General features: G+C 67.9%; 13 protein-coding genes and 2 pseudogenes. 8 read left to right on the top strand and 7 right to left on the bottom strand.

Features of this window, described 5'->3' with window-relative positions; all coding sequences use genetic code 11:
- Window positions 1-13 precede the first annotated feature (13 nt).
- Complete coding sequence (locus tag RM812_RS00305; RefSeq protein ID WP_311570287.1) at window positions 14-5,089, top strand: class I SAM-dependent DNA methyltransferase; 5,076 nt, start codon at window positions 14-16, stop codon at window positions 5,087-5,089.
- A gap of 73 nt (window positions 5,090-5,162) precedes the next feature.
- Here RM812_RS00305 and RM812_RS00300 read toward each other — a convergent pair whose 3' ends face one another.
- Window positions 5,163-5,369 (bottom strand): DUF397 domain-containing protein, encoded by a 207-nt coding sequence (locus RM812_RS00300; protein ID WP_311570286.1) that lies wholly within the window; start codon window positions 5,367-5,369, stop codon window positions 5,163-5,165.
- Window positions 5,366-6,181, bottom strand: a complete 816-nt coding sequence (locus tag RM812_RS00295) for a helix-turn-helix domain-containing protein (RefSeq protein ID WP_311570285.1) — start codon at window positions 6,179-6,181, stop codon at window positions 5,366-5,368. The genes RM812_RS00300 and RM812_RS00295 overlap by 4 nt, the downstream gene beginning before the upstream one ends.
- Window positions 6,182-7,638: 1,457 nt before the next feature.
- On the opposite strand from RM812_RS00295, the gene RM812_RS00290 reads away from it, so the two are divergent.
- The 5 genes from RM812_RS00290 (at window position 7,639) to RM812_RS00270 (ending at window position 11,964) form a co-directional block, all read left to right on the top strand.
- Complete coding sequence (locus RM812_RS00290) at window positions 7,639-8,085, top strand: hypothetical protein (protein WP_311570284.1); 447 nt, start codon at window positions 7,639-7,641, stop codon at window positions 8,083-8,085.
- Complete coding sequence (locus tag RM812_RS00285; protein WP_311570283.1) at window positions 8,082-8,276, top strand: hypothetical protein; 195 nt, start codon at window positions 8,082-8,084, stop codon at window positions 8,274-8,276. The genes RM812_RS00290 and RM812_RS00285 overlap by 4 nt, the downstream gene beginning before the upstream one ends.
- A gap of 223 nt (window positions 8,277-8,499) precedes the next feature.
- Window positions 8,500-10,623 carry an RNase A-like domain-containing protein gene (locus tag RM812_RS00280; RefSeq protein ID WP_311570282.1) on the top strand — a complete coding sequence of 708 codons (2,124 nt, stop codon included), beginning with the start codon at window positions 8,500-8,502 and terminating at the stop codon, window positions 10,621-10,623.
- Between the two features lie 24 nt (window positions 10,624-10,647).
- Window positions 10,648-11,313, top strand: coding sequence for a contact-dependent growth inhibition system immunity protein (locus RM812_RS00275; protein WP_311570281.1), 666 nt, complete (start codon window positions 10,648-10,650; stop codon window positions 11,311-11,313).
- 135 nt (window positions 11,314-11,448) lie between these two features.
- Window positions 11,449-11,964 (top strand): hypothetical protein, encoded by a 516-nt coding sequence (locus RM812_RS00270; protein ID WP_311570280.1) that lies wholly within the window; start codon window positions 11,449-11,451, stop codon window positions 11,962-11,964.
- 186 nt (window positions 11,965-12,150) lie between these two features.
- Here the strand turns inward: RM812_RS00270 and RM812_RS00265 are convergent.
- Window positions 12,151-12,234, bottom strand: a pseudogene (locus RM812_RS00265) (VOC family protein); the annotation flags it as partial.
- On the opposite strand from RM812_RS00265, the pseudogene RM812_RS42975 reads away from it, so the two are divergent.
- Together RM812_RS42975 and RM812_RS00245 are read left to right on the top strand one after the other, a co-directional pair.
- Window positions 12,196-13,581 (top strand): annotated as a pseudogene (locus RM812_RS42975) (aldehyde dehydrogenase family protein). The pseudogenes RM812_RS00265 and RM812_RS42975 overlap by 39 nt on opposite strands.
- A 242-nt stretch (window positions 13,582-13,823) precedes the next feature.
- Window positions 13,824-14,531 carry a hypothetical protein gene (locus RM812_RS00245; protein ID WP_311570276.1) on the top strand — a complete coding sequence of 236 codons (708 nt, stop codon included), beginning with the start codon at window positions 13,824-13,826 and terminating at the stop codon, window positions 14,529-14,531.
- Between the two features lie 144 nt (window positions 14,532-14,675).
- Here the strand turns inward: RM812_RS00245 and RM812_RS00240 are convergent, their stop codons facing one another.
- The 4 genes from RM812_RS00240 to RM812_RS00225 form a co-directional block, all read right to left on the bottom strand.
- Complete coding sequence (locus tag RM812_RS00240) at window positions 14,676-16,244, bottom strand: hypothetical protein (RefSeq protein WP_311570275.1); 1,569 nt, start codon at window positions 16,242-16,244, stop codon at window positions 14,676-14,678.
- 255 nt (window positions 16,245-16,499) lie between these two features.
- The gene (locus RM812_RS00235) at window positions 16,500-17,717 is read right to left on the bottom strand and encodes a hypothetical protein (RefSeq protein ID WP_311570274.1); all 1,218 of its coding nucleotides are present in this window, start codon (window positions 17,715-17,717) and stop codon (window positions 16,500-16,502) included.
- Window positions 17,718-18,161: 444 nt separating this feature from the next.
- Complete coding sequence (locus tag RM812_RS00230) at window positions 18,162-18,554, bottom strand: hypothetical protein (protein ID WP_311570273.1); 393 nt, start codon at window positions 18,552-18,554, stop codon at window positions 18,162-18,164.
- Between the two features lie 708 nt (window positions 18,555-19,262).
- Window positions 19,263-19,805: an MOSC domain-containing protein gene (locus tag RM812_RS00225; RefSeq protein ID WP_311570272.1), complete on the bottom strand. Its 543-nt coding sequence runs from the start codon at window positions 19,803-19,805 to the stop codon at window positions 19,263-19,265.
- Window positions 19,806-19,857 lie beyond the last annotated feature (52 nt).

Genomic DNA, 19,857 nt, shown 5'->3' with positions numbered 1-19,857 from the left:
GAGGTTCACCACGATGACGTTCGACTCCCTGGTCAACCGCGGCGACTACTTCTCCGCGCACTACCTCGCCGAGGTCCTGCCCAAGGACCTCAAGTCCGGTCTGCTCGCCGAGTGGAAGCAGCGCGAGGAGGACGCCGCCGGCACCGAGCGCCCCGAGGGCGCCCTGCCGATCACCCCGCGCGCGGGTCTGCGGGCGCTGCGCCGCCCGTACTTCTCGGCCCGCTCTTACTTCACGATGGACGAGGAGCGCGCGGCGACCGGTGACGACGCCGTGACGTACGACGCCCCCGAGTGGCGCGAGCGCGTCCGCGCGCTCAACGCGGAGGTGCTGCGCGCCCTCGGCTTCGACGCCAAGCCGGGCCCGCTCACCGTCGTCCGCGCCGACCAGTCGTACGAGGTGACGGTCGCGCACGCGGAGAAGGACCTCGTCGCCCTGGACTGCGGCTGGTCGGCCGAGCCCGACGACGCCCTGGACCCCGAGGGCGCGGGCCGCCTGCTCGACGAACTGCGCCTGGACGGCCGGCACACCATCGCCACGGGCTCCAAGCTCGCCTCCTTCCTCTTCGCCTGCGAGGACGCCCCGCGCTACGTCCTGCTGCTGGTCGGCGGCGTCGTCGTCCTCGCCGACCGGGCCGTGTGGGGCGAGGGCCGCTACCTGGCGGTGTCGCTGGACCGGGTGCTGGAGCGCAACGACACCAAGGCGGGCGGCGAGATCGACACGGTGGCCGCCCTGTTCGGCGCCGACTCGCTGCGCACGCCGGAGGAGGGCGGCGAGAACCCGCTCGCCTCTCTTCTCGACAAGTCGACGAAGCACGCGGTGGGCGTCTCCAGCGAACTGCGCGACGGCCTGCGGCTGAGCGTCGAGCTGATCGCCAACGAGGTCCTGGACCGGCTCCGCGAGGCCGGCGTCCGCCCGGAGGAGGTCAAAGAACTCCCCGAGCTGGGCCGCCAGTTGACCCGCGAGTCGCTGCGCTACCTGTACCGCGTCCTGTTCCTGCTGTACGCGGAGGCCCGCCCGGAGCTGGGCATCCTGCCCTCGGACTACCCCGAGTACCAGATGGGCTACGGCCTCGGCCGCCTCGGCGAGCTGATCGCCGAGCGGGACCTGGTCGACGAGAAGTCCCGCCAGGGCTTCTACCTGTACGAGTCGCTGGACCTCCTCTTCCGCAAGGTCCAGGAGGGCCACCGCCCGCGCCGCACGCACGGCGTGGACGCGGAGCCGGCCGAGGCCGTGTCCGCGAAGACCTCGGAGGACATGGGTCTGCGCTTCGAGCCGCTGCACTCCAAGCTGTTCGAACCGGGGGCGATCCAGCTGATCGGCCGGTACGCCATCCCCGACCCGCGCGTAGATGGTGAGGCCGAGGGCGGGGAGCGTTTCATCGACACCCGGCTGCGCAACGAGACGCTGTACCGGGTGCTGCGCCTGCTGATGCTGACCCGCGGCAAGAAGCGCGAGCGCGGCGGCTTCATCTCCTACGCCCAGCTCGGCATCAACCAGCTCGGCGCCGTGTACGAGGGCCTGATGTCCTACTCGGGCTTCGTCGCGGGCGAGGAGCTGCACGAGGTCGCGAAGAACGGCGACCCGAAGGACGGCTCCTGGCTGATCCCGGCGTCGAAGGCCGACGAGTACCCCGACGAGGTGTTCGTCCGGGAGAAGGACGAGGACACCGGCGAGGAGCGACGCGTGCAATACGCGCCGGGCGCGTTCGTGTACCGCCTGTCGGGACGCGACCGCCAGACCTCGGCTTCCTACTACACGCCGGAGTCGCTGACCCGCGTGACGGTCCAGCTCGCGTTGCAGCACCGGCTGGACCAGGACGACACGGTGACGGAGGCGCGCGAACTCCTCGACTGGAAGATCTGCGAGCCGGCGCTCGGCTCGGGCGCGTTCCTCAACGAGGCGATCAACCAGGTCGCGGCGGAGTACCTGCGGCGCCGCCAGGACGAACTGGGCGTCGCCATCGACACCGAGAAGTACGCGGTCGAACTCCAGAAGGCCAAGGCGTACATCGCCCTGCACAACTCCTACGGCGTGGACCTCAACAACACGGCGGTGGAGCTGGCGGAGGTGTCACTGTGGCTGAACACCATGCACCCCGGCATGGAGGCCCCGTGGTTCGGCCTGCACCTGCGGCGCGGCAACTCGCTGATCGGCGGGCGCAGGGAGATCTACTCCGCCGAGCGCCTGAAGAAGGGCGGCTGGCTGGGTACGACTCCGGAACGCTTCCCGCTGTCGGAGGCGCTGGCGGGAACTCCGCTGCCCGAGGGGGCGGTGCACCACTTCCTCCTCCCGGCGAAGGAGTGGGGCGCGGTCGCGGCCGAGAAGGAGGCCAAGGCCCTGGCCCCGGCGGAGGCGAAGGCGCTGGCCGCTTGGAGGAAGGCGATCACGAAGTCGCCCAACGCCACGCAGACCAAGCGGTTGCAGGGCCTGGCCCGGCGGGCGGAGTACCTGTGGGGGCTGGTCGTCCGCCGGCTGGAGATCTCCGAGCGGGAGATCTCGCGGCGGGTTGATGTGTGGGGCGCGGAGAACGGCTGGCTGCGGTCGCCGGAAGTCGCGGTGCCGAGGGAGAAGGTCAAGGCGGACCTGGAGGCGGTGGACACCCCGTACTGGCGGCTGAAGACACTGATGGACGCGTGGTGCGCGCTGTGGTTCTGGCCTGTGCAGAGCGCTGCGCTGCTGAACGGTTCACATGAGTCGTACGCGCGGGCGGCGGAGGTCGCCTCGCAGTCGGCGGGGTGGACGGTGGCAGCGTCCCCGTCTCCCGTCCCGGCCCAGTCGGGTGCGCCCGCGCGGGAGACGTACGAGTCGGAGGACCTGTTCGGTGACGTCCAGGTCGTCGAGGTCAAGTCCAAGGGCGCGCGGGGCGGCAGCCGCAAGGAGCAGATCCGGGGCGAGCGCCGCCCGGTGATCCCGCTGGCCTCGCTGGACGACTGGCTGGACTTCGCCGAGTCGCTGTTGGGTACGGATGACGTGCCGGCGGACTCATTGGTGTCCCAGTTCGACACGCTGGCCGAACTGGAGCGGTACGAGGACGAGTTGCCCGAGTGGATGGGCATGGAGCGGTTCACCTCGCTGGTGTCGCGGTATCCGTGGGCGGCGGTTACGCGGGATGTGGCTGAGCGGCAGGGGTTCTTTCACTGGGAGTTGGAGTTCGCCCAAGTGTTTACGGTGGGCGGGTTCGACTTGCAGGTGGGGAATCCACCTTGGGTTCGGCCTCGGTGGCACGAGGATGAGGTACTTGCGGAGTACGAGCCGTGGTTCATGCTCTCAGAAAAGCCGAGTGTGGCCGAGTGGCGGCTGCGAAAGTCAGAACTGCTGGACAAGGGATCCCCAGCACGTGTGTACTTCCTGAACGAGCTGTCTGGCACCGTCGGCCTCGTGTCGTCACTCGGTAACGCCGCAATGTACCCCTTGCTGGTCGGCACCCAGCCAGATCTGTACCGCGCCTTTATGTTCCGTGCCTGGAACTCTGCGGCAGGCGCGGGCACCATCGGACTCATCCACCCTGACAGCCACTTCGGCGGCATTAAGGAAGGGCCTCTACGCGGATCAGTCTACCGGCATCTAAGGGTCCATGCACACTTCCACAATCGTGCCGGCATCTTTCCTGAAATTCACGCGAACAACGAGTTCAGCGTGAACATTTATGGCGCTCCAGCTTCGATCTCTTTCATCCATTTGAGCTGGCTCTTCTCTCCTGAGACTCTCACGGCCTCGCTCCACCACGACGGCCAAGGCTCCCTGCCTGGCATCAAACATGACGGTAAGTGGGACCTCCGCCCCCACAGTGCTCGCCTTGTCCATGTCGATGTGGAGCGCCTGGCCGAATGGAACCGACTGTCGGGCGAGACCGAGGTGCCGGACCATGAGGCAGCTCTTCTCTACCCAGTCACAAAGGATGAGCAGGGTGCCATCAGCGCTTTGTCTCACGTCTCTAACCGGGTTGGGCAGAATTCCCCAAGGATCAGTTCCGGTTATCATGAGAAGATGGGGAAGGAGAAGGGATACATCCGATGGGCCACCACGGATATTACGAACCTCCACGACCTGGTCATCCAAGGGCCCCACTTTGCGGGCGCGACTCCGTTCAGCAAGTACCCCAACAACCCGTGCAAGACCAACCGTGACTGGTCTGCCGTAGACCTTCGCGAGTTCCCGGCTGACGCAGTTCTCCGCAGCAACTACGTTCGAGCTTGCCCCGAGACAGACTACCGTGCTGCACAGGATGTCTGGGATCCGATTAGAGGCCGCCATTACACGGACTACGTCCGCGTGGCATGGCGCGTCATGGTGGATCACAGTAATCAGCGGAGTCTCTTCGCCGCCCTCGTCCCGCCAGGCCCCGCACACGTCCACACCGTGCAGTCAATGGCCCTGCCAGACAACCGTCTGACCGCTCTAAACGCAGGCTTCTGGGCAGCGATCCCGCTGGACTACCTGTTGCGCATCACCGGGCGTTCCCACCTCCAGGTCGCCGAAGCCCACAAGATGCCTGCCCCCATCCCCGATCACCCCCTTGCCCATCCTCTCCTCCTCCGGACTCTTCGCCTCAACGCACTAACCCGCGATTACGCGCCGATCTGGAAGGAGTTGTTTCACCTCACTTGGCCAAACTACGAAGAGTGGGCCAACCCAAACTGGCAGAACCTTAAACCGCTCGCTGCACACCTTAAACCAGCTTGGGAATATGACACGCCTTTGCGCACCGAATACGAACGCCGTGCGGCGCTCGTCGAGCTCGACGCGCTCGTGTCCGCTTGGCTCGGCATTACCGCCGATCAGCTAGTAGCCATCTATAAGTCTCGATACCCGGTACTCTCCGACTACGAATCAGCCACGTACTTCGACGCGAATGGCCGAAAGATAGCTGCGAATCACAACACTTACGGCTATGGCCAGACAAAACAGGATTACCTCGACCTGCTGGCCCACCTGGAGAAACCTGAGACCATCCCACCCCCGGCCGGCTACGCCGCCCCCTTCTACAAGGCAGACCGCGAAGCCGAAATGCGCGCCGCGCACGCGCACTTCCAATCTCGCCTGGACAAGGAGATCGCTACCGGGCGTTGGACTCCGCCAAAGCGCTGAGGCACATGAGGCATATCGCTGGGCGGCGCTCCGCGCGAAGGGAGAACGCCGCCCAGCGCGAGCGCCCTTCCCCTCAGACTGTCTCAAGCAGCGCTATCCACGCCTCCGAACCCACCTTCAGCACCGGACCACCCTGCGCCGCCCGCTTCGAGTCACGCACACTCACACCCGCAGCCGTAACCACGACTTCAACACACTCACCGCCAGCGCCGCTGCTATAGCTGCTTTTGAACCAGTGCAGCTCGGAGGTGGGCTGGAGGCGTGTGTCTTTCGTGTTCATAGGTCTCCCAACAGCTTCTGAACGAAGGCCAGTGACTCCGACGGCGTGAGGCCTTGTGCTCTCAGGATGCCGTACCGCTCCTCGAACCCCCGGACCACCGGCCGCTCACTGTAGAGGTGACTGTGCTCGTTCACCTCCACATAAGCGATCCTCTGCGCCTTGCTCGTCTCCATCAAGGTGAACGGGCCACCCATACCGGCGTGCTGGCGACGATCAGTCGGCATGACCTGGATCTCAACGTTGCGCTGCTGACCGTAGAGAAGGATCTGCTCCAACTGAGCCCGCATCACGGCGCTCCCTCCCAGCGGCCGACGCAGAGTGCTCTCCTCGATGACGAAGCTGATCGTCGGCATGGGCATGCGCGAGAACAACTCCTGGCGAGCCAGCCGGGCGGCTACGCGCTGATTCACGGTCTCCTCGCCCAGCAGGGGGCGCCACATCTCGAACACCACCCTCGCGTACTCCTCGACCTGCAACAGCCCCGGCACGGCCTGGTTGGCGTACACATGCAGCTCAACCGCCTCCGCCTCCAGCTTCGCCGCATCCCGAAAGAAGGCCGGATACCGAGCCCGCGCCACCTCCTCCTTCATCACCGCCAACAGCCCGCCGGCCTCCAGCACCGCATCCGCCCGCTCGATGAACTCCGGCCTCGGAATCCGCCGCCCCAACTCCACCGACGCGACCATGTCCTCGCCGTACCCGAGCTTCGCACCCAACTCCGCCCGCGTCAGCCCCCGGCTCGTCCGCAACAGCCGCAACTGCTGCCCGAAACACCGCAGGATGCCCGCCTCGCCCTCACCATGAGCCGTCACCGGAGACCTCACCTCACCCACCCGCACAGTGGCGCCCGCTCCTCAACTCACCGCAGGCACCACACCCGACCGTCACACTCGGATCACTCTAGAGACACACACCGTAGCTTTCGCATCGCTTGCCGCCGCTTCCCCCATACCGGGGACGCTCAGCCGCCCCTCCCACACGCAGCACGCACCTGAACGCACACACCCGCGCGACTCGCCACCACTTCGGGAAAAACGTGCCATTGCGCAATGGGCTCCAAGCTGACGAGAGTGCGGAGTAAGCCACTCCACGCATGATCTACATTTAAGGCACTTCAAGCATGTGTAGGACATTAAAGAGGGGGAAATGGCTACAATCCAACACCTATGCCCATATTGCGGCCACAACGTAGGTTGGCTGATGTGGGTCAAGAACGAAGGCGTTTCGAATTGCGTGAACTGCCACAGGAGCGATTGGACTTGCAGGATCCCGTTCCCCAGGCCGGATCCTGACCAAGCGCAGCGGGAGGCTCAGGAAGCACGCCGCGCACAGCTGGACGCGGTCCTCTCCAGAATGTTGGTGCGCAAAGAAGAGCCCGCCGACGCCAAAGTCCCCGAACCCGACGCCCCGCCCCCTGCGCAGCACCTTGACCCGGAAGAGGAAGAGCTCGTCCGTACTGCCGGTGAGGAGGAGTCCAACGACTCCTGTCGAGCTTTCCTCACGTCCTCAGATGCTGAGTTGCCGCATGCTCCTCCCTCTCGCCTCCGCGCGCGGCATCTGATCACTGTGGTTGCTGTGGTCGCAGCATGTGTCGCTGCTATTGCTCTGGGCCAAGGCGCAACCCAGACCACTGCTACGACTGCGACTCGTCCGGCTCCGGCGACCACTGTCACGATGACTGCTACGGCAACGGCGACCGTAACCGTCACCGCATCACCTGCCGAGCAGACGAAGGTGCACCCCGTTGAGTCGGTGGCGCAGCCGGAGCCGACGGAGCAGTCACCTTCGGTCCGAACGGAGCCCACTCCTCAGAGCACTCCCTCCGACTCACCGGGCCGACATGACGGGAGCAACTACGACAACCTCTCTCCGGAGGGACAAACGGCGCACGACACGCTGAACTGCGCCGATGTACCAGGCCATAAGAAGGGCAGCTGCAACGAACCCAACCGGAAGTGCAACCTGGACGGTGCTCAGGTGACCTCGTCCGGAGGGATCCGGTTGACTTGTCAGATGGCCGACGACGCACGGTTGCGCTGGCTTCCTTGACGCCGCACGGGTCTACGGCTCACGAGGCCTGCACTTCTTCGAGGGAATTGCCGGCCTCGTGAGCCGTCGTACGCCTCGGCTCGACCAGCCATGGGATGGCTGACTCACGTACAGCACCCGTCGGTGACATCCGCTTTGGCGCGTCTCACCGCTACTCCAGGAACGCGCCCGCTACGTTCCCCGACACCACCGCCTGCCGTAGAGGAAGCACCGCAGCACGATGGAACCGGACGAGATCGCCGAACTCCGCACCGTGTACGTCTTCACCCCGCCAGACGGGCAGAGCTGGAGTCTGACGTACGAGCGTCTGGAAGCGGTGCTGCGTGAGCGGAACCTCGAAGAGTCCGTCCGTGTCGACGACGGCACCGACGGACCCGTCACCGGGTCGTCGATGCACTTCGGGATCACCTTGGACGACGAACAGCTCGAAGGCATGGCACTGCCGTCGCCCGAAGGCGTGTCCGTCAAGGACTGCACCGCCCGGTCCGCGGCAGGCTTCGTCCTCTGGCTCAGGAACAACGTGGTGCCGGCGGGCACGGCCGTCATGTTCAACACCGAGTGGGGCGCAGAGGCCGGCCTCCCTGACGCCCCTGTCCCGGAAGCCCCCCGTCCGCACGTCGTCGCCACCTTCATCGCCCATCTCGTCGAGACCGGGGGCATTGATTGAGCACGGGGATCGACCAGGCCGCTCTCGCCGTCGGTCACGCCGTTTCACCCGGCGTGATTGGATTCCGTACCCGGGGGCTGGACGCGTACGGCGAGGACGGAGGCGCCGTCCACTTCGGGCGGGAGGCTCAGGCAGCCGAGCTGACGCGCAGGCTGCACGCATCCGCGCCCGCCCCGTCGACCGGTTCCTGATGCTGACCGGGGCGTCCGGGAGCGGACGGACCACAGTGCCTGGGTCACACCACCTACTGTGACGGACCGTAGCGTTGCTATCGGCACAGCAGCACGCTGCGCCGTTCCTGATTGCAACTCTCACGCTCATCATTTCTCTGAATTCTCTTGTTTTCCGGCAAGTTGACCACCTAGCTTGACTTTGCTTCCACGAAACAAGTGGTGGCAAAGGGGAGGCGGGGGCATGGTCTTGGTCATGACGGCTGCGGCCGTCTGGGGTGTGCTGCAGTTATTCGCTCTGTCGTGGCCGACACGCTCGGTCCGCCTGTCGACCGTGCTACTGGCGATCGCGGTGGGCGTATACGGGTCCGGTGTTGCCACGGCCCTGCTGCAGTTGACCTACACGCGTCTTTACGCGGACTACTCCGGTCTGTCGCTGGTGAAGGTGGTCAACAACACCAGTTACACGGTGGCACCCTGGGTCGAGGAACTGCTCAAGGTCTCCCCTCTGCTGCTGGCCGGCCTGAGCCTCAAGATCCGACGTCAGTGGGGGCTGACCGACTTCGTGGTGCTGGGCGCCGCGTTGGGCGGGGGCTTCGGGTTACTGGAAGCGGTACTGCGATACGGCCTCGACGCGGACCGGGCGATCACCCGGGACGGCGGCTGGATCATCCCGGACAGCCTCTTTCCGCCCTATGTGCCCGGGCCGGGGCAAGTGTTCACCTCATGGCTCCCGGCCCCTTTCGGACAGACGGCCTCGAGCACCCCCTTGAGTACTGAGACGTTCACACATCTGGTGTGGACGGCCGTCGCGGGTCTGGGAGTAGGCCTGCTGTGGCGGACACGGGGTTGGAGACGCCTGTTCGCGATTCCGCCTCTCTTGGTGCCTTCCGTGCATCACATGCTCAACAACTACGTCGTCCAGGAGCGAGACGAGCAGGCCCGACAGTGGCTGGACACACTGGACGCGAACGCGTGGGCAATGCCTCTGGTGTGTCTCGGTGTGGCCATGGTCGTCGACGTACACCGGTTGCACCGTGGCAAGCAGACGGTGCCGGGCGTACTGCTGGCCTCTGAGCGACTCGACGGCGACACCCTGGGCGCCCTGCTGCGCTACGCCGCCTGGTGCTTCCCGTGGAGTCTGCTGATCACCCTGCGCTACGTGCGGCTGCGGCGCTCCCTGCTGTACGCCGCCTCTGTGGCGCCGTCCGACGACACGGAACGACTGCGCGAGGCGGTCTCCGGGATCACCGCGCAGATGGACTCCTCGGATCAGCGGCAAGCATGGCAGCGCGGCACGATACGTGCCCGCCTGAAGGCCGCCCGCGCAGGTCAGGCGCATCGTTGGTGGCTGCTGCTGATTCCTCTTGCTCTCAGCCTGCCCGCGTTGTTGTTTCTCGGTGCCGGCTCCTTCGCCTCCACAGCCGGGTTGCAGGCCTTCTTCAGCACCCGGTCGGGAGCCAGGATCCTCATGGGCTTCGGGGCAGCCGCTCTCCTGTGGATCGCCTGGCAGTTGTTCGTTCTGTTTCGCACCTGGCAGACCGTCTCGGCTCATCTCCTCGGGGAGCCGCTGGCCGTTCACCGTTTTCGCACGGGTTGCGCTCTGGGGGCAGCTACGACCGGTGCGTTCCTGTTCTACCGCGCACTCGGTGATACCGGTCCTGACGGCAGGATCCTCTCGACCTTCCATCTGCTCGATGCGCTCGGTTCCTTCCTGGCCTACCTCGGTTTCGCCCTTCTTCTGCTCTCACTCCTCGCTCTGTTCCCGCCCGGGGGACTCGCGTTCGCCGGGGCAGGCACGGTTGGCTCAGCCGCTGCCGGAACGGGCGTCAACGCCGCTCTCCTCGGTACGGCCGGCATCGTCCTCATGGCCGTGGGAGCCAACGGCGGTGCCGGTGGCACGGCAGGGCCCCCGGCTGAATCGACTCAGCACGCCTGGCCACGAAGCAAGCGGAAAGGCCCGGTGAAACCCAAGCATCGTGCCGACATCAAAGGAGATGAGGGAAAGAACGGAGCTCACACCATTGAGCGGCACGTCGAGAAGACGACCGGAGACATGCGCAACCGTCTCCGCGCCGACCCGAAGCTCGACGCGGATTCGCGTTTTCTCAGCGAAGCCGATGCTCAGCGCTTCGCGGACGAAACCCTGCTGCGCAATCAGAAGAAGATCGAGAGCTGGCTGCACGGCAGGAAGGCCAAGCTCGAGCTGGAGAGGTCCTTCCGGGAGACCACTGGTCTTCGACTCACCCGTTCCGACTTCAAGCATGGCAGCCCACCACAGGAGGTGCGCTCGGTCCGTGTCATTCTGAAGCGGGACCCCCAAGCCCCCGCGGGTTTCCGGATCCTGACCTCGTACCCCACCCCTTGAGTCATGACCACACGGAGCAGCCTCATGACACTGTCCCCCGGCCCCGGATTCCGGTTCTACGAGGTGCAGACACTCCTGGAGGCCTACGCGGCGCACGACTACACCTTCACCGACACTCCCGAGACCCCTGGGCCCGCCCTGTCCGCGTATCTCAGGATCGTCTCCACAGACCCGCAGCGGGCGTCCAACGCAGTACATCAGCTTGATGACATCCTCCGGACCGGCCTGTTCTCCCCCGAGATCGCGGACGACATCGAACTGCTCCCGAAGATCGAGCCGCCGTCCGGGCGGGGCGTCGAAGAATGCCTGCGCATCATCCGCGAGCATCTGGTCCGCCGCCTCGGAAGTCCCGCACAGCAGAACCGGTCCTTGCCGCAGAACAAGTGGGAGTACAGAGAACGTTTCCCCGAACTGAACCAGTTTCTCGGAGCCCACTTCCATCAGGACTTCTCCGATGAGTACACCTCCTACGCCGAGGCTGTCGACGACTACTTGTCGGGGGCATCGGACGCTGACCTGGGCCAGCTCGTACGGGACATCACGGGGCTTCTCGCCATGGCTGCCACGGACAAGGACCTGAAGCAGGCTGTCTCCGTGCTGGGGATGGACGTATCACCCCCCTCAGGGATCAGCGTCCGCCAATGGCTCGAGGAGGTGGCCGGGACCGTCGCCGAGCGCCTCCGCCACTAAGCGTTGTCCCGTAACGCGGAGGCCTGCACGCCGCCACCGGGTAATACACAGGCGTCCCGCCCCGTGCCTCTCCTATTCTGACCGCTGCCGTCCATGCCAGGACGGGCTCGACGGAGGGGCGGCAGAGTGCCGGACGTGTACAAGATCATGCTGGACGCCGAGCTGAGCAAGGCGTTCGACGTGTGGTCCGGCTATCTGGACGCCCGGACCGGCGAAGACCCCCAGGCCCGTGCCCGACTTCGTTCCACCTTGCAGTCGGCCCGCGAGGCAGCTGCCGCGGGCGACCCCGAGTCCGCGCGCGCCTTGGTGGCGGAGATGTACGACGACGCGCGAGTAGCCGGCCTTCCCTGGGCTCCCGTGCTGCCCGGCCCCTGTGCGGCGGACCGGCAGGCGCGTGACTACGCCAAGGACGAACTGCGGGAGGTGCTGCCCCTGCACCTGCGTGACGAACTCGACGGCATCGCGCTCTTCTTGAGGGTCACGAGCCGCCGACTCCAGAACGCTCCCGGCCTGGACACCGCCACCCACCAGGACATCCTCTACATCACGGCCCGCGCCGGCATGGCCCTCGACCTCGCCCACCCGGCAGCAGCGCGACGGGAACTCGAACGCCTCGAAGCAATCGCGCGACGCTGTGGCGTGGAGCCCTGAGAACCGGGCGACAACGGCCGCGAGCTTCCCCGGGCCACCCCAACCGAAACCGCTCGCAGATCACGCACGGGACAGGCCGTGGGCGGCAGCACCGGCGTCGCGGGGCGTCGGCGGCGATCACACGGGGACGGGCGACGCACCGAGGGCCGCACCCCGCGCTGGGGGTGCGGCCCTCGGTGCGTGTGGTCACGAGGTCCAGCCGCCGTACGGCACGGTGATGAGCTCCATGGCGTGGCATGCCGGGTCCATGAAGTACACGCCGCGGCCACCGAGGAGGCGCTGGCCCGTGTGCCGCGCGGCGAGGCAGCCGACGTCGACGCCGCGGTGAACGCCGCGCGCGCGGCGTTCACCGATCCCACCTGGGCGGAAATGAGCCCCGACCGGCGCGGCCGGATCCTGAACCAGATCGCCGACGTCATCGAGGAACACGCCGACGAACTGGCCACCATCGACTCGGTCAACATGGGCGCACCCCGCATGCTGACCGCGCACATGCTGGCCGAGGCGAGTGAGGTCTTCCGCTACTACGCGGGCTGGCCCACCAAGCTGTCCGGCGTGTGTGTTCCCGCAGGCAAGGACCGCATGGCCTACACCCGCAAGGGGCCCTCGGTGTCGTCGGCATCATCTGGGGCTGGAACGGTCCGATGGGCCAACTGCCCGGCAAGCTCGCCCCGGCCCTGGCCGCCGGTAACACCGTCGTGCTCAAGCCGGCCGAGACCGCCTCGCTGAGCACGCTGCGCCTGGCCGAGCTGCTCGCCGACACCGACCTGCCGGTCGGTGTCGTGAACGTCGTCACCGGACTGGGTACCGAGGCGGGTCAGGCGCTGGTCGCGCACCCCGGTGTCGCGAAGATCGCCTTCACCGGGTCGACCGCGACCGGCAAGCTGGTCCGGCGCCAGGCCACCGACACGCTCAAGCGCATCACGCTCGAACTGGGCGGCAAGTCGCCGTCGGTCGTCTTCGCCGACGCCGACCTCGACGTCGCGGTCCGCGGCGTGGCGGCCGGCTTCCTGGGTAACGCGGGACAGGTCTGCGTCGCCGGATCACGGGTGTTCGTCGAGGAGAGCATCCGCGAGGAGTTCGTCGAGAAGTTGCTCAAGACGATGGAGGCGTTCACCCCGGGCGACCCGCTGACCCAGGGCACGCTGGTGGGACCGCTCTCCACCAAGGCGCAGTTGGACCGCGTCAGCTCCTACCTCGACATCGCCCGCGAGGAGGGCGCGAACGTGGTGACCGGCGGCGGGCGCTTCGGTGACCACGGATACTTCTTCGCCCCCACCCTCCTCGACGACGTCCGCCCCGACATGCGTCGTCCGCGAGGAGATCTTCGGCTCCGTCGGCGTGATCACCACCTTCACCGACATCGACGACGCCATCGCCCAGGCCAACGACACCGACTACGGACTGGCCGCCTCCGTGTGGACCACCGACCTGACCACCGCACACCGCATGGCCGCAGCCATCGAGGCCGGCACCGTCTGGATCAACACCTGGGCCGAGATGAGCACCGGCAACCTCCCCTTCGGCGGTCACAAGCAGTCCGGCCCGGGCCGCGAAGGCGGCCTGGAAGGACTCGACACCTACACCCAGGTCAAGACCGTCCGAATCGCACTGTGACCACGCCACCTCACGCCTGAGCGGCCTGGGGAGTGACTGATCAACGGCGGATCCGGCGATCAGCAGGGGGCTGGATCCGCGCGCATGGAGGCCAACGGAGTTGAGATGAAGGGGGTTCGGCCCTCAGTGGCGCCAGAATGGTTAGCATCGCCTGAGCCTCAGCGGGGGAGGGCATGGTGGCAGGCGCATCCGATGATCATTCCAGTGCCAGGGTATGGGCACTGCTAGGCGGGATCGCATCCGTGCTGTCGATCCTGGGCTGGCTGGGCTTGAACAACGCGGGCGAACTGAAGGACCTGCTGGCCGGCCCGCCCCCCTCCAGTTCCAGCCCGGCCTCATACACGTCTTCGCCGACCGCCCGCATCACCGATGGCTCCGGCACCGGTGAGGGGAGCGCCGACGAGCCCGACCCCGAGCCGTCGACACCCGTTCCGGATCCCACCGAGAAGGCGTTCGAAGCCATCTCGGTCGGCGACTGCCTGCCGGTCTACGACACGGGCCGCGGGGGCACCACCAGCGTCGACTGGAGCGTCGGTGCTCCGCCGGACCCCGTGTCCTGCGCCGGCGAGCAGGCGCAGGTCCAGGTGACCGCCATCAACACGGCCTGCCCCACCGGCTACGGGAAGTCGTCCTGGAGCTACCGGTCCGCCACCACCGGCGACACCACGAAGCTCTGCCGCACCCGCGTCTACCACGCCAACTACTGCATTCTCGGCCGGCAGTCCGGCGACTCGATCTCCCTCGCCCTGATGACGGCCGTGGTCTGCCGACGCGAGCCGGTGCCCGTCCCGTACAACCAGATCATGCACATCACAGGCGTCTACCGCGCCCCGGCGGGCGCCGACGCGAACAACTGCCGCCGGGTGGCGGGCGACCAGACGCGCTACTGGGCCGCCCTGGTGGACGACGGTGCCACGCTGCTGTGCACCACGATCTACCAGGGCGGCTGACCGACGGCTCAGTTCCCCCCAGCCGCCCGAGTGCGCTCGCGAAAAGGCCGGTTCAGGCCCGTCTCCGTCGTCGTGACGGCCGTCGAGCCCGGGTTCACCGAAACGGACGGCGTTGTCACCCGAAAGCCCTCGCCCTGTGCTGTTTCATCCCCCTTCCCCCCCTGTCCCGCCCACCGTGCCCGTCCCCCAGTCGACCTCCCGCACGCGGGCAGCGGTCCGCTCGGCGAGCTCGCGGACGCCCTTGGCGGCGTTCTCCGAGAGCTCGCCGAGTAGGGCGTCGGCGGCGGTGAGGAGGGCACGGGACTCCTCGGGGCGGCCCGCGTCGGCCAAGGCGAGGGTGAGCCGGTAGTGCTCCTCGGCGATGAAACGGCCGAGGTTGACCCGCCGCCAGTGGCGCAGCGAGTCGTCGTCCGGGGTGGCCAGGGCCTCGCGCACGGCGGCCAGGCTGTCCACCGCCTGCGGCAGCCGGCCCGCCTCCCGCTCCAGACGGGCGAGGCTGTGCCGGGCCGAGGCCCGGTCCCACGCCGTCTCCTGGAGGGCCGCGTACAGGCGCTGGGCGCGCAGCGCCTGGGGAAGGTCGCCGAGTTCCTCGAAGTCCCGGGCGAGCCCGCTCAGCGGAGCCGTGGCCAGGGTGCGGGGAGCCCCGGGGCGGCGGAGTCTGCTCTGGTCCATGACGATGGTGTCGAGTGCGCGGATCAGCGTCACCCGCGCGAGGTCCGTCATCCCCTGGTCCCGCGCCAGGTCGGTCCATGTGGAGACCGGCTCGTCCGCCGGGTCCGTCCCGAACATCGACTCGTCGAGCTCCCGCGCCCACTGTCGCAACTCGTCCGCGCTCGCACCCGGTTCCGGCACACCGCTCAGGCCGCACGCCGTGTCGAAGTCCGTCTCCCGGACCTCGAGCAGCAACGGCAGATCTCCGGTGTCCCCGTGCAGCCCCACCAGCACGGCCGCGAGCCGCAGTTCGTCCGTCATCGATGACCGTGTCTCGTGCCGCAGCAGGTGCCGCAGCAGCTCCGGATCGCCCTCGGCGCGGTCGAACTGCGCGGCCCGCAGGGTGATCCGGCGCCGGACCGGGTCCTCGGCGACTTCACGCCATGCCGTGCGGTCGCCCTGCCGCAGGAGGGCGAGATCGGCGCGTCCCGCCGCGAGCACGGGCTCCCACAGCGGGGGACCGTCCGGGCCCAACCGGTCGTAGGCGCACCCCTCGTCCGCGTTGAGCAGCACGAAGTCCGGCTCGGTGCGCAGCAGCGCGGCACGCAGTCCGCCCACCAGCTCGACCGGGGAGCGTTCCGGGAAGCCCAGCGCCGCACGGAGCTCGGCCCGCTCCTCGTCGATTTCGTAGCACTCACGGATCTCGTCCTCGGTCCCCGCGACGCACGCCAGGATCTTCTCCTCGCCGTCGTCCGGCGACAGGCGTGTACAGCCGCGCCAGCCGGGCAGGCCGATCACGAGCTCCAGGGCCTCGTCGACGCTGGAGCCGATGATCCCCGCAGCGCCCTCCGAGTCCGCGTAGAGCACCGAGCCGTCCGCGCACACGAAGTACGTGCCGCCGGTGTCGTCCCCGGCCACCGCCTCCAGCGGCCCGCCCGAGGCGAGGCGGACCTCCTCGACATGGCCGTGGGCGGCACGGTCCAGGTCGAAGCCGAAGGGGAAGGCCGCCAGTTCGGCCAGACGGCGATCCCGCCGCAGCAGCCGTAGCGCGTGATCGGTCATGTCGCGGAACGTAACACCGTCCACCGACCGCGGACTCGCGGCCCCTGCGGGAGGCCCTGCGGACAGGGGGGTGCGGTCACGGTCGGCGGTTCGGGCGTTCGCCCCGGCGGTGGTGCGTCGGCGGTGGCAGCCGAGTGGACGGTCCGGGCACGCACCGTGGCTTTCGCGCCGCTTCGGTCCGCTTCCCCCGCACCGCGTACGAACGCCGCGCCCTCCCCCGTACAGCCCCCGCCTGTACGCCCGCACCCGCGTGCTTCAGCGCCACTCCAGGAACAGCGTGTCGTTGGTCAAGGACTCGGCGGAGACGGGAATCGCGGCTCCTTCCCCCGAGGTCGACACCACCCTGAAGTCGCCCAGGCCCACCAGCTGCCCCGAGCGGTCGTTGGGCGGGGGGACGGAGGTGATGAACTTCTCACCGTCCGCCGAGACCACCATCCCCTCGGCGACCATCCCGTCGTCCTCGCGGGCCACGGCGACGGCAGCCCCCTCCGCACGGCCGCCACGAGCGTTCACGGTCCGGAAGGTGCCGGACGGCGTGCGGCACAACACCCGTTCGTCACCGACCCAGCCGACGATGCCGACGCACCCACTGAGCAGGGTGGCGGAGCGGCCCGATGCCGCGGTGAGCGGTCCTGAGGAATTCAGGGTGGGGAAGACGTGCCCGTAGATCTTCGGCGCGGTCGCGGCGAGACGGCGGCCGTCGGGAGCGAGGTGGACCATGTTCGCCTGGACGGCGTGCGGGGGCTTCCCGGTGACGGTCAGGGGGAGGTCGTGCCCGATCGCCGGACCCTCGTCCGACAGTCGGTGATCCCCCTCCGTGGACCGCGAGCCGATCCTGCGCTCACCGTCGGCGGTGATGTACGTGAACCACACGCTGCGTCCGTCGGGCGCCATCACGGCGTTCTGCTCGTCGTCGCCCTCCGCGTCGCTCAGACTCACGAAGTCGTCGGCGTTGCCTTCGCTCTCCACGTAGCCGGCGTGCGTCGTCCTGCCGTCGGGGTCCCGGAACACCACCGCCATGCGCGTGTACGCCAGGTCGAACAGGGCACGGATCCTGGGAGTCACGTACTCCAGCTCGTCCACGGCGTAGGGCGACGGACTGTCCGAACTCACTCCGCAGAGGTCCACGAGAGGGCTGTGGACGTCCTTGACGTCCGGATAGTTGCTGAACGCGGCGTCGACCGGGATGAAGAAGTTCCGGGTTTCGCGCAGTTCCCACCGCTCGGGATCCCAGGCCTGCACGTTGACCCCGGCATAGCGCGCGCCCATGCTGCACGTCGCGGTGACGACCGTGTCCTCGCGGGTGAACGGGCTGTCCGGAAGGGTGTATCCGCGGTTGCCCCGGTAGGGCGCCGAGGGACCCGGCTCCGGCCCTTCCTCTCCCTCGGACCGCGAGGAGCCGCACCCCTGGACGCACAGGACGGCCAGCACGGCGACCAGGACCGCGACCTTGCCTGTCAGAGCAGGGAGCACATGTTCCCCTCGGGGTCGTCGTGGCAGGACGTCCAGGGAACGGCCCCGAAGACCCAGCTCTGTCGGGGGTTCTCCGGGACGGACTCCGTGCGGATGCGCAGCGGCTCGCCCTTGTCGTCCTTCAGTTGGACCCACCGCCCTTCCGGCCGATGGGTGTCGTTGTAGTGGACCTGGACGCCCCATTCGCAGGTCTGTCCCCGCGGCGCGATGACCTCCGCCCGGAGCCCGCCCTAGGACTGACCGTTGCCGACCTCGACGAAGCGGTTCTCGAAATAGGGCTCGCCCTGTCCTTCGGTGTCGTCGGTCAGCACCGGTTCGTCGGCGCGAGGCGGAAGGTGCAGCCGGATACCCTCGAGGCGGCCCCGCCCTGCGGCGGAAGGCCGACGACGGCCTGTGCGGTGCTCTCCCGGCACGTGAGGTCGGTGACCTTCCAGTCGTTGATGGTCACCGGTACTGGCGTGTGCTCAGCACGGTCATCTTGAACGTGTCCGAGAACTCCATGCGCCCACTGGAGGACTGCTCCTCGATGTACCGCTTGGGAGCGTGCTCCAGCATCGGCGCGTAGGCGAGCGGACGGCCACCCAGCGACTTCAGGTAGGCGAAGACGTCCGGACTGCTCTTCATTTTCCGGACTTCGTCGTCGGTCAGCGTCCTGTCGAGCACCATCGCCCACTCACGGGGCTCACTCCGCTCGGGCTGCACGGACACCGTGAAGGGTGGCTGGGAGGCGTCGTACGCCTTGTTGGAGTCGTTCTCCTTGGTGACGCTCGGCCCGATCATGACGTAAGCCAGCAGCGCACCGCCCAAGGCGCCCAGCACCCCGCTCACTGCCGCCACCGACAACCACAGCCTCCTCTTGCGCCGGGAGGCCCCGGTCGGCACTCCGAGCGCTTCGGGGGAGGACCGTCCGGAGACCGTCGTCGGCCCCGCTGCCCGCGCCGGGGGAAGCCGGGGGCGGGGGCGACACATCTGGGGGTCGCGTCGGCGGGGGCGGTACGAGGGAGGGCGGTGAAGTCCCGTCCGGGGTTCCGCTCTGCCCTGCCGGCACCGGAGGGGTGCTCCCTCCTGTGTCCCCGGCGGTGTTCGGCCGGGGTTCCGGTGTCCCGCCCGCTGGCGCGGTCGCCGTCATGCCGTCCCCTCACGACGTGATAGGTGGTGTTTCCACTCGGCAACCCGACACGGAGCCCCGTACAGAACCCCATCGAGCACCGGCCGTCCCTCACAACCCACCATAGGGACAACAGCGACGCCTGTCCGTAGAGTTGACACCTCCCATCCCGGCCCCACACCGCACCCGCCTCATGTACAGCTCCCTCCCGTACCGGCGTCGCCGCTGGTGACAGGCCCGTCGCCGAGCGCCTCCGCCGCTGGCATCGGCGTTCCCTCGGCTCTGCGCTTCATCGGCGGATGCTGACGTTTCTCCAGCCTCGGCAGCGACGGTCCTGGCGGCGGCTGAAAACGGCCCGCGCGGGTGGCCGTGCCGCCGGGGAGTCCGGAGTCGTTCCCCGACGGGTGCGGTGGGTTGCGGGCCCGGGGCCGCGTCGGTCAGACCCGATCCAGGGGACGGTGCGGCCCGCTGGGAAGCTCCACTTCGATCGTGTCGCCCGGACGCACCGTTCCGCCCTCCGACACGATGCTCATGATTCCGGCCTTGCGTACGATGTTCCCGGCCTCGTCGCGGCCGACGACCTGCTTCAGCAGCCCGTCCTGGAAGTTGTCGATCTGCAGGCAGGGGTTGCGCAGGCCGGTCACCTCCAGCACCGCGTCGTCGCCGATGCGCAGCAGCGTGCCGACCGGCAGGCCGAGCAGATCGATGCCACGGGTGGTGATGTTCTCGCCGAGATCGCCGGGCGCCACCTCGAATCCCTCCGCACCGACCTCGGCGAAGAGCTCTTCGTGGATGAGGTGGACCTGGCGCCGGTTCGGCTGGGTGGGGTCCTGGGCGATGCGTGAGCGGTGCTTGACCGTCACGCCGGCATGGACGTCGCCCTCCACGCCGAGCCCGGCGAGCAGCGTGATGCTGTCCCGGTTCGGCTTGGTGAACGAGTACTCGCCGTTGCTGCTGACCGCCGTCACTGTCCCGCTCATCCTCGGTGCCCTCTCCCCAGTGGCAATGAACCGGCCACGACCCTAACCCTCG

This window comes from Streptomyces lancefieldiae, from assembly GCF_031845825.1.
GTDB classification, from domain to species: Bacteria; Actinomycetota; Actinomycetes; order Streptomycetales; family Streptomycetaceae; genus Streptomyces; species Streptomyces lancefieldiae.
This window is presented reverse-complemented; position numbering and strand designations above follow the sequence as displayed.